The sequence below is a fragment of the Microcoleus sp. F4-D5 genome (assembly GCF_036704885.1).
Classification (GTDB): Bacteria; Cyanobacteriota; Cyanobacteriia; order Cyanobacteriales; family Microcoleaceae; genus Microcoleus.
On sequence record NZ_JAUBSX010000130.1, the window covers coordinates 1 to 11,660 of the forward strand.

Sequence of the window (11,660 nt, forward strand, 5' to 3'; positions counted from 1 at the left end):
CATTGGTTTTCTCACAGGATGGTCTTGGATCTTACATTCTTTATCTCTAGCACATCTTTAGAAAAATGGTATTAGGATTGATTGCTAGGGCTTGAGAAAACGAGCGAATAGCGGGAGCTGATTTTTTCTGTGACATGAGAGCAGCACCCAGAATATCGTAGGCTACAGCGCAATCCGGTTTGATGATGATGGCTTGATGGCAAAGTGCGATCGCTTCTGCAAACTTCCCCTGAGTAAAATATACAGCAGCTTGGCGGTTGAGCGCTGAAATATCCTTGCGGGCGATCGCTGCTGCATCCGAATTGCTGTTAGAATAGGAGTCTCGATCGCTGGTGCTGTTCATCTGTAAAAAATGGAAACTTCGGTAGTAATTTTAGAAAATATACCAGTCAATACTACCGATGTAAACAGCAGCGCGATTCCCTACGGGATAGCTACGCTTCACGCACTTTTTCACCCAACAGCCACCTTAACCGCACCCCCAACCAACTGCTCGTAATCCGCCAACAACCACGGAGGCAAACAAGTATTCGCATCTTGAACCCGCAACTGTCCAGGGCGACAATACAGCATCGCCGCCAATAAATTATTCACAGCTTTAGGCGCTCCAAACCCTTTACTCAACTCAACAACCAACGAGTTAAAAAACTCGCGATCGCTCTCATTCAGTGCCTCGTTAATAAACCCGCTGCCCAGCATTGCTTTGTAACCCTTGCCAAAATCGCTCCGGTACAAAACTTCTACTTGTTCGCCGGAAACGCTCAGCCACAAATCGGCAATTTGCTTGCGAATTTGGCGCAAATCTGCTATTACCAATTCAGCAGTCGGGTCAATTTCATAGAGATTAACAGCAGCAGTTAATTGATTGAGAAACTGCGGCAGATAATCTTGTTTGATAAGTGTTGGTTCTGTTGACTCCAATGCGTTCTCAAACACCTTTTCGTAATCTTCTAGCAACCACTGCGGCAAGCGGGTGCGAGCATCGGGAACCCGCATTTTTCCCGGCACAAAATACAGCATCGCCCCCAGCAGACCATTGATAGCTTGAGGATGCACCAACCCTTTGCTAATTTCGGTCAATTGCTGCAAAAAGTTTTGTTCGGCTTCAGTCATTGCTTCTGCTTGCAAGCCGCAGCTAAGTAGTGCTTGATATCCCTTGCGAACTTCTCCTTTGTAAACAGTTTTCAATTGTTCGGAGGGAACAGTCAGCCAAAAATCAGCCAGTTGCTTTCGGATTTGCCGGAGTTCCAAAACTACCGATTCGTCAGACGGATCGATGCGGTAAAGATTGACGCATCCTAACAGTTGATTCGCAAATTGCGGGGATTGAATGTATTGAGCTAGCAAGTCAGAACTTGACTCAGACTTGACGGTGGCATCAGTCTCAAAAAATTGTTCGTAATCGCCAATTAACCAGTGCGGCAAACGGTTGCGAGCGTCGGGAATTCGCATGGTTCCCGGTGGGAAATACAGCATTGCCGCCAGCAAGGCGTTGACAGCTTTGGGGTGAACTAATCCTTTGCTAATCTGCGTTAATTGGCGCAAAAATATTTGTTCGCTTTCCATCATCGGTTGACGTTGGAAGCCACTGGAAAGCATTATTTGATAGCTTTTGCCGGGGTCGGTTTTGTAGGAAGTTTCTAGGTTTTCGGCGGGAATGTTCAGCCAAAAATCAGCGATTTGTTTCCGGATTTGACGCAGTTCAGATATTGCTGAGATGTTTGATGAGTTTCTTTGGTAAAGCTTGACGGCATTCGAGAGGCGATCGAAAAAATCTATCGGTTCGGGAGTTGTATCTTGTAAGCTGCGGGATACTTCCAGGTGGCTGGTTTGCCATTTGCCAAAGAGTTCTTGGAATAATTTGCCGATCGCCCCAGAGTATGCAACACTGTCAAAACAGCGCGGATTGCCTTGCATTTTTTCCTGAATTTGCTGCCGTTTTTGCTGCCGCAATTGCTGGTTAGTGCCGAGGGTAACAGCTAGCTGAATGTAAGATGCTTCGTCATACGCAATTAAATCAGACATTTGCAGTTCCCGCAGCATCGCCGAACCTTGGCGGAACCGCAAAGCATTTCCTTCTACAACCACCACCGGCAATCCTACTTGCAAAGGATCGATTAACGATGTTGCCCCAGCGTAAGGATAGGAATCGAGATAAACATCTGCTAGCTGCAAAAATTCTTTGACATCCGCGCGGCTTGGCAGTTGTTTTACGAACCGCAAGCGGTTGTTATTCACGCCGTATTTAGCGCAGACAGCATTCAGATTGTTGACAAAAGGTGTGGCAGGATAGGTGCGAGTCCAAGCGGGGCCGAAGGGATATAAAATCAAGATTGAATCGGGTACAGCAGCTAGAATTTTTACCCAACTCTCCCTCAACTCCGGCAGAATTTTGTAGAAGTTGGCGCCGGAGATAAAAACGGTTGTATTGTCGGAAATTCCCAGACTTTGGCGGGTAGGTTTGACTGTAGCTACTTCCGATTCTGTTGGGTATTTGAAACAAAAACCGCTGCCTTGGAGAACAGCCAACTGTTCGCGATATTGTTCTTCATAACTAGCATCCGGTGCGGTAAATTGACCTGCGATGTAGTAATCCATGTGGCGGATGCCGGTAGTTGTCGGGGAACAAAAAGATGTAGTTTGTACCCGGGCTAAACGGTGCATTGCTAGCGATCCAACTGGTTTGTTGATAGCTGTTAAATTCGTACCGAAAAATAGGATATCTAAGTCGTCGGCGCGGATTGTTTGCACTTGCGATGCAAAGTCTTTTGGAAGTGCAACCAGTTTGTCAGCGCGACTTTGACAGTATTGTTCTAATTGGTGGCCGCTGGTGTTGAGCGCGTACAGGTAAATCTCGAACTCGTTGCGGTTTAAATGCTCGAAAACCGGGATGGTAGCGAAGGTTTCGGTTTGCGGCGCGAAATGGTCGCTGATGATGCCGAGGCGGATTTTTGTCCGATTTGGCGATCGCGCCGGGAAGATACAATCAATTGAACAGCCGCGATTTTTGAGTGCAAACTCGATAATTTCCGCCCGTTTGGTGTAAATATCGCGCAGGTTTGCCGTGGTAAAATAAAGCGGGATAAAGTTAGCAATTTGCGCGAACAACAAAGCAATATTCTGCCAAAGTGGCGAATCTGCATTCTTAAACAAATTAGTATGTAAGTAATCAATCCATCCTTGGGTAAATTGATAGTAACTCTCTGCTTCTCCTCGGGTTTGAAATATGTTCGGACAAGTAAACATGAATTTGATATATTCGTTGGCGAACCAATTAGGCACTGTAGCGCGATCGTACTTGACCGGCAATTGGTGGGCCCGACGGTACAGCATGGCTGCGAGCAGGTAATTGATGGCTTTTGGCTCGTTAAATCCTTTCGCCACATTGGCGGCTAATTCGCTCACCAAAGTCTCTTCTGTATCGGTTAGCGCTTCATCTCTAATCTCGCTAGCAAGCAGCGCTTGGTGCTGTTTGCCTGCATCGCCTGCAAAGGCACTTGCAACTTGTTCTGCTGGTAAATTAAGCCAGATAGCAGCAATTTGTTTTCGAGCTTGGCGGACATTTGCTAGTGCGGATAAATCGGTCGGATTTTTTTTGTATTCCTCGATAACGCTTGACAATAAGATTCGAGATTCCGGCGATTTAGCCGGGATTTGCTGTTGGCTGCCGCAGGCTTGAATCAACGCTGAACTAACTGTTTTTGCCATCTTTGACCAAGTAAATTTGCGGGATTGTCCAAGTCCGGCAGCAATTAACGAGTTGCGAATATCTGGCTTCTGTACGTCCAGCAACGCATTTGCCAGTGCATTAACATCATTTTCACCTACATATAGTGCTGCTTCGCCTGCTACTTCTGGAATCGAGCTATTGGGACAAGTGACGGCGGGACAACCGCAAGTCATTGCTTCCAATATTGGCAGTCCGAAACCTTCATACCTCGATGGAAATATCAGGGCGATCGCACCCGAGTAAGCCGCTCTTAATTCATCGTCGCCCAAATACAGCAGGTGGACGTTTACACCAGCAGTGTACGGTTGTAATGTAGGTTCTAGCGAAGGTTGACCGCTAGTACAAACAACATCAAATCCCGACTTGCTGCTGAGTTTCGATAAAGCTTGAAAAAAAGCGATCGTATTTTTATAACCGTTGAATCCCAATCTTTCTCCCACTATTAAAAAGTAGGGTTTTCCAATCCGGTGTGCAGTTTTAAATGCTTCTATTTCTGGTAGACTAGAAGGATAAAAATGTTTTTGAATGCCGCAGTGAGCGACAGTAATTGATGCGGGAGATATTTCGGGGAAAAACTTTACTAAGTCGCGGGCCGTGTTTTGGGAAATGGCGATGTAGGAAGATGCTTGGCGGATAGCATGATGTTTTTCTCGCCACATGGGATTATTGAGGTCGCCTCCGGTAACTTCGGGTATCATATCGTAGGCGACAAATGCCGATCGCGTCGAAATCGGTGTTGTATAGTAGGTAGAAACAAATAAATCTGCATTTTCTCGATCGCACATTTGCTGCAACATTTGTCTGTCAGCATCAGTTTTGTTGTAATCGTAAACCGGAATCGAGCGATATTGAATGCCGGCAATCTTCGGTACTGTGCCTGCGCGATCCAGCATTACTATATTCTCAGCAAAACCGCTTTTTACCCATTCTTCCATCAAAGACTGCCAAACGCGAGCAATCCCGCTTTTTTGCTGGATTTGAAAAAATATGCCGTCAATAACTATTTTCATGATTGGTGAATTTCCTGTAAAATTACGATAAAGCAGTTCGATAAGCAGCGATAGTTTCGTCAGTGCACCTTTGCCAGCTAAAAAGTTTAGCTTGTGCCAAGGATTTTAAAGACATACTTTCTCGCAGCGATGATTTGTTGTAGATTTCCAGCATACTATCACAAAGTCCGTCCGCATCTTTTGGATCTACCATAATTCCCGCTTCCCCAACTACTTCTGGCAGCGAAGATGTATTTGAGGTAATCACCGGTACTCCGCACTGCATCGCTTCCAGAGGCGGCAAACCAAAACCTTCGTAAAAAGAAGGATATACAAAAGCTAAAGCACCGCTGTAAAGAGCTGCCAAATCAGATTCCGGCACGTATCCAGTAAAAATTATCCGCTCTTTCAATAAACCCTGCTTGGAAACTTCTGCCATAATTTTGTCGTATTTCCACCCCGGAGTCCCCACTAACACCAGATACAAATCTTTGATTTTTTGTTCCTGAATCAGTTGAGCAAAACAGCGGATAGCGTGGTCTATATTTTTCCGAGGTTCTAGCGTACCCAAACTCAAAATGTAACCCGCATCAGGAATCCCGTATTTGCTGCGAATCGAGGCAATCTTTGCAGCATCGCGACAAGGATAAAATACACTCGGTTCCGCAGCTAAGTGAGTGACAACAACTCTCGATTCGTCAATTTTTAGATAGTTGCAAAGATCATTCTTAGTTGAATGCGATATGCAAATTACCCAATCCTTTTGAGAGATGCTGGCTAAGGTTTTTTTGTAAAGTAAAGGGATTTGCTCGCTCAGCAGAAACTGCGGGTACAAAACAGGAATCAAGTCATAGATAGTCAAAAAAATCTGAGCTTTACTTGTTTGCTTTGCCGAAACAGGGATTTCATCGTAGGGCGAGTGAAAAATATCTGCTGAATCTAAATTATTAGCATCTACCGGAACAAAGGAACCGCCCATGATTTGAACGGCATTTTGTAAATTGTTCTTCAAATGGTCAAAAACAGCTTTTTCCGCGACAGCATTGCCCGCATCATTTGCTTGAATTTGAAGACCCAGCATATTGTAAACATCGAGTAGCTGCCTGTAAAAAACCCTGGCAAAGCTCGAATGCAGCAGTGGAATACCCGCTAATTTTGGATTGGTTTCCAGATAATCGAAACTCGCATCCAACAAATGCAAATACTGACTGACACAAAATAACAAATCGCATTCTTTCGAGTTTGCCAAATTCTCAGCAATACTTTCAACAACTCTAAAAATGCCGGTTCTAGCGCGCTGGTGCAGGTGTCCCTGTCCGAGGACAGAGATATCGTAAATAACTTTAATTTGATGCTCCCGTGCAATTGACATACTCGGTTAACTCGCTTCGTACACTTACAGGACTTACGCACTCAAGGGCGGTGGTAAAAGGGTTTGAGATTCTTCGCAACACTTGCGAATGACAGACAGGAATTACGCCGTCAACCTGCTGGGATTTCTCAACCAGACAAAGCTTTTTTGTAAGCAGCAATTGTCTCCTGAGTGCACCTTTCCCAGCTAAACTTTTTCGCTTGTGCTAGCGACTTTAAAGACATTTCTTGCCGCAAAGCAGGTGTACTGTACAGTTTGAGAATGCTGTGGCAAAGTCCGTCAGCATCTGCCGCATTGAGCATAATTCCCGCATCGCCGACTACTTCCGGAAGCGATGAATTATTCGAGGTGATGACAGGAATCCCGCACTGCATTGCTTCTAAAGGCGGCAAACCGAAACCTTCATACAGCGACGGGTAAATAAAAACCATCGCACCGCTGTAGATGGCGGCTAAATCTTCATCGGCTACATAGCCAGTTATAATGATACGGTCTTTTGAGAGACCGAAGTTAGCAATTTCTTGAAAGATTTTTTCGTACTCCCAACCTTTAGCGCCGACTAAAACTAAGTTGAGGTCTTTGATACCTTGTTGCTGCACGACTTTAGCGAAGCAGCGGATGACGTGTTCGAGGTTTTTTCGAGGTTCTAATGTGCTGACGCCCAAGATATACGGTGCGTCGGGAATGCCGTATTTATGCTTGACCGATGCAATATTTTCCGCATCATTGCAGCGGTAAAATAAAGCGGTATTTGCCGCTAGATGAGTTACAAACACTCTTTCCGGGTTGAGTTTGACGTGATTTAGCAAATCGTTTTTGGTGGCTTGAGATATGCAGAGAATGTAATCCTCTGCCGTTAAGCTGTTTAAAGATGCCTGCATTCTCTGGTAGTCGGCATCATTTTTACCGATAAATAACTGCGACAATACGATAGGAATCAAATCGTAAACAGTGGCAAATTTTTTGAGCTTTTTACACTCGCGTGCTTGGTGCGGAATGTGATAGAAGGTCGCGTGGAAAATATCGGCTTCGCTCAAGCTCTCCTGGTCGATTAAATGGCTGCGCTGCTTTGAAAGGCCTATCGAATTTGAAAGGTATTTTTTTAAGTGGTCTGTTAACAGTTTGGCTTGGGGTTCTTGGCTGTGTTCCGGGAAGATTTTTCCCCGGTTTTCTAGCATCTTGTAAAGCTCGATTAATTTGCTTTCAAAATTTATGAAAAAGCTGGAGTGAGCCAAAGGTATCCCCCGAAAACTTGGCTGAGTCTGCAAGTAATCCAGGCCAGTTTTCACGGCGTACCAAGAATGAGTCGCGCAAAAAGATAAATCGAACTGTTTCGAGGCAATTAAACCCGAGGCGATATTCTCTATGACTCGGGCAACACCGGTTCGAGAACGCGACTCGTAGTGTCCGTATCCCAGTACGGATATGTCATAAAAAATCTTGATAAACTCCTGCTGTTTTTCCCCAGCCGCATAGACTGGCGGGTAAGATTCTGCATATATTTCCTGCGGTTTGTGGATTATTAAAAGCAAGGAGGTTGCAATGTAACCGCCCAATTCTATTTTTAGGTGCGGTGCGAGGTGATTGTGAGGTTGTTTCATCGGCGTCAAATCGTATTTGCTATCGCCCATCCAGTAATCTGGAGGTTCTACGCGATATCCCTCGGCTGCTAGTTCGCCGATTAAACGCTCAATGTCTCTGTGTCTGAAGAAGACTAAATTGTGTGCGTTTACGGTTCCTGTATTTGACGAACAGTTGAACTCTGTTGTATGAATTGCCATACCGCCGGGCTTTAAGCATTTCAGAGATTCTTTGACAAATCTGAGTCCGTGTTCGATCGATCCTATATGCTCAAAGGCACAGGAAGACCAAATAAAATCGAACTCACCTTGCTTTAAGTCTTCAGGGATATTGTTCATGTCAACTTCCCGGAAGCTGACAAGTTTGTCAAAGGTTTCTGGCGGACAGATTTCTTTCTCGTTAAGAGCTTGTTTGCCGCGGCAAAGTTGGTCGCTTGTCGCCCAGTCTTCCTTGGCTTCGGGAATGTCGTAACTTTGGTCTGTGGCGACAATTTCGCACCCTAAAGAAGCGAATGCTGACGGTAGCGGTTCGTTACCAACCGCAAAACCCATGCCTTTTTTTCCGGCTTTGAGAAATCCTCTTTCGTTCAAAGCTTGAGACATGACAACCCACTCCCAATATTTGCGGTGAATCATTGTGGGAGCTTTGAGTTTGTCTATCCAATGCTGATAGTAATCTGTCTGAAAATCGCGGTTGACGCATAGTTTGCTTGTGACTCTTTTAAAGGCCTGCGGCTGCTTGTCGCCGATTGGGGGTTGAGTCAATGCCGATCGAGTTGCGGGAATTTTGGTAATATCTAGGACGGCGATCGCATTGGCAAAATTAAAAGGTAAATTGTATTGTGCGCTGACGAGTTCTTCGGGATTTGCTTGTACCCAAACAGAAGGCTGCGGCTGGGATTTGTCAACATTAACTAATTTTAAATAACTGGTGCTAACGGCATTTTTCGGAATATTGTATCGCTCGAATAATAGGTGCAAATACTCTTGACTGAACTGGATGTACCACCCCCTTTCGAGGAATCTGCCGAAGGGTACTGTAATCAGTGCTCTACCGTTATCTGACAGCAAATCGTAGACTTTGGCGATCGCCTTTAAAGGCCCTTGCCAATCATATTTTTCCAGATCTTCACCGTAAGCTTGACTCGGGTCAGAGCCTTGTCCTATGTGTTCTACTGTAGAGATGCAAATTATACCGCTATACTTCTCTTCTGGATCGACATCCATTAAATCAATTTTGTCTACTCCCACAGCAGTTTCGTATTTGTCGATAATTCTTCTAGCTTGAATTTCGGCAATATCTGTCGGGATCAGTTCGGGGTAATATTGCAGCACGTTACCCACTTCCAGCAGTCTGCTTTTATCCTGCAATCCGGCAAGAAAGTTGCAGGCTATGGGTATTTCTACCGCTCGCTCCGAGGGAGGATGGTTGTTGTGCTTGAGTCGGTTGTAGACCAGCCGTTGACCGTTGAAAATGAAAATATCTTGCGAATCTGACATTTTGAGTTTTCCTTGGGCTATTCGCGAGCGGTGAATTGCGATCGGTGCATCTTAATTTATACGTCACATTTTCGGTCAAAACAGGAGTTGCGTTTCAATGCCGCGTGGTGCAAAAAGCCTGCAACTGCGAACAAGTTAATTTCTCAGTCGATCGAGCGACAATCTCTTGACAAATTATGTTTTATAGTGTATGCGGAAATGCAACGATTAAGACAGCACCTTCATTTCCTGACGACGCCCAGGGCAGTTCGGTTTCCACGACCTCACCTCAGATCGCCACAGCAGGGCCGGGATTCCTCACCACACAAAAACAAGTTACAATTACGTTAAGATTGATGAACATAAATAAAAATTCCCAAATCACAGGGACTAAAAATTAGGAGGATCGACCTCGGTGAATAAACGGTGGAGAAACGCTGGCCTGTACGCACTGCTGGCTATTGTAGTCATTGCCTTAGCAACGGCTTTTTTTGACAAACAGCCCCCAAGCCGCGAAGTTTGGAAGTACAGTCAATTCATTCAGGAAGTCGAAGGCAAGAGAGTAGACAAAATAAATATCAGTTCTGACCGCAGCAAAGCCCTGGTCACAGCCCAGGACGGCAACAAGGTCATCGTCAACCTGCCGAACGACCCAGAACTGATCAACATCCTGACCAAAAATAACGTAGATATTTCAGTTCTGCCCCAAAGCGACGAAGGCTTCTGGGTAAAAGCCCTCAGCAGCCTGTTCTTCCCGATCTTGCTCTTGGTGGGACTGTTTTTCCTGGTGCGGCGCGCCCAAAACGGGCCCGGCAACCAAGCCATGAACTTCGGCAAATCCAAAGCTAGAGTCCAAATGGAGCCACAAACTCAGGTGACTTTCGGCGACGTGGCCGGCATCGAACAAGCCAAGCTAGAGCTCGCAGAAGTCGTGGACTTCCTGAAAAATGCAGACCGCTTCACCGCAGTCGGAGCAAAAATCCCCAAAGGCGTGCTGCTGGTGGGCCCTCCCGGAACAGGCAAAACCCTGCTGGCAAAAGCAGTGGCTGGAGAAGCAGGCGTTCCCTTCTTCTCGATTTCCGGTTCAGAATTTGTGGAAATGTTCGTGGGTGTCGGTGCTTCCCGCGTCCGCGACTTGTTTGAACAAGCTAAATCTAACGCTCCTTGTATCGTATTTATCGATGAAATTGACGCCGTAGGCCGCCAGCGGGGCGCTGGTTTGGGCGGTGGTAACGACGAACGGGAACAAACCCTGAACCAGTTGCTGACGGAAATGGACGGCTTTGAGGGCAATACTGGCATCATTTTGATTGCTGCCACGAACCGCCCCGATGTACTCGATGCGGCGCTGCTGCGTCCGGGTCGCTTCGATCGCCAAGTTGTAGTCGATCGCCCCGACTTCTCAGGCCGCCTAGAAATTCTCAACGTTCACGCACGCGGCAAAACTTTGTCGAAAGACGTGGACTTGGAAAAAATCGCCCGCCGGACACCCGGTTTCACAGGTGCGGATTTGTCCAACCTACTCAACGAAGCAGCAATTTTAGCCGCCCGCCGCAACTTGACCGAAGTCTCGATGGATGAAGTCAACGACGCGATCGACCGCGTGCTCGCAGGCCCGGAAAAGAAAGACCGCGTGATGAGCGAAAAGCGCAAAACCTTAGTAGCTTACCACGAAGCCGGTCACGCTTTAGTCGGCGCGCTGATGCCCGACTATGACCCCGTGCAGAAAATTAGCATTATCCCCCGCGGCCGCGCTGGCGGTTTGACTTGGTTCACACCCAGCGAAGATCGGATGGATTCTGGCTTGTATTCTCGGTCTTACTTGCAAAATCAAATGGCGGTAGCTTTGGGCGGCCGCATTGCTGAAGAAATTGTCTTCGGCGAAGAAGAGGTGACGACTGGGGCGTCGAACGACTTGCAGCAAGTGGCAAGAGTAGCGCGGCAAATGGTGACTCGCTTCGGAATGAGCGATCGGCTTGGCCCTGTAGCTCTCGGTCGCCAACAAGGCAATATGTTCATGGGTCGCGATATCATGGCTGAACGCGATTTTTCCGAAGAAACCGCAGCGACGATCGACGATGAAGTGCGTTTGCTGGTAGAGCAAGCTTACCGCCGCGCTAAAGATGTACTCGTCGGCAACCGCCACGTCCTTAATGCTTTGGCAGATCTGCTAGTTGAAAAGGAAACTGTGGATGCGGATGAATTGCAAAGTTTGTTAGCTAATAGCGATGTGAAAATGGCGACGATCGCCTAATCAATTTTGGATTTTGGATTTTGGATTTTAGATTGAATCTAAAGTTTGAAATCGATAATGGGGGTGATTCTGGGATTGTCTGGAATCTCCCCGATTTTTTTATGAGTGCGATCGATCGATTTTAGATTTTAAATTTTGGATTTTAGATTTAATCTAAAGAATGACCGAGCAATCAGACATTCAACCCACATTCCGCACCCCCAACTGGCACATAGGCAGATGGAGGGGATAAAAGTGAATCATCCGAGATAATAAG

General features: G+C 46.3%; 5 protein-coding genes. 1 reads left to right on the forward strand and 4 read right to left on the reverse strand.

The annotated features are described in order from the left end of the window. Positions 1–46 precede the first annotated feature (46 nt). The 4 genes from QUA80_RS31890 to QUA80_RS31905 form a co-directional block, all read right to left on the reverse strand. On the reverse strand, positions 47–343 hold the full coding sequence (locus tag QUA80_RS31890; protein WP_333428935.1) for a tetratricopeptide repeat protein: 297 nt from the start codon (positions 341–343) through the stop codon (positions 47–49). Positions 344–453: 110 nt separating this feature from the next. Beyond that, the gene (locus QUA80_RS31895; protein WP_333428936.1) at positions 454–4,740 is read right to left on the reverse strand and encodes an O-linked N-acetylglucosamine transferase family protein; all 4,287 of its coding nucleotides are present in this window, start codon (positions 4,738–4,740) and stop codon (positions 454–456) included. Between the two features lie 22 nt (positions 4,741–4,762). Continuing rightward, a complete protein-coding gene (locus QUA80_RS31900; protein ID WP_333428937.1) occupies positions 4,763–6,091 on the reverse strand; it encodes a glycosyltransferase family 1 protein in 1,329 nt (442 codons plus the stop codon). 128 nt (positions 6,092–6,219) lie between these two features. Then, the gene (locus QUA80_RS31905) at positions 6,220–9,171 is read right to left on the reverse strand and encodes a glycosyltransferase (protein WP_333428938.1); all 2,952 of its coding nucleotides are present in this window, start codon (positions 9,169–9,171) and stop codon (positions 6,220–6,222) included. Positions 9,172–9,565: 394 nt separating this feature from the next. Between QUA80_RS31905 and ftsH3 the strand changes: the two genes are divergently transcribed. Further along, positions 9,566–11,404, forward strand: a complete 1,839-nt coding sequence (gene ftsH3 / locus QUA80_RS31910) for an ATP-dependent zinc metalloprotease FtsH3 (RefSeq protein WP_333428939.1) — start codon at positions 9,566–9,568, stop codon at positions 11,402–11,404. Positions 11,405–11,660: the final 256 nt, after the last annotated feature.

Excerpts from the sequence above, each read along its gene's own strand:
- QUA80_RS31895 (WP_333428936.1), bottom strand. The coding sequence starts at position 4,740 with ATGAAAATAGTTATTGACGGCATATTTTTTCAAATCCAGCAAAAAAGC.
- QUA80_RS31900 (WP_333428937.1), bottom strand. The coding sequence starts at position 6,091 with ATGTCAATTGCACGGGAGCATCAAATTAAAGTTATTTACGATATCTCT.
- QUA80_RS31905 (WP_333428938.1), bottom strand. The coding sequence starts at position 9,171 with ATGTCAGATTCGCAAGATATTTTCATTTTCAACGGTCAACGGCTGGTC.
- QUA80_RS31890 (WP_333428935.1), bottom strand. The coding sequence starts at position 343 with ATGAACAGCACCAGCGATCGAGACTCCTATTCTAACAGCAATTCGGAT.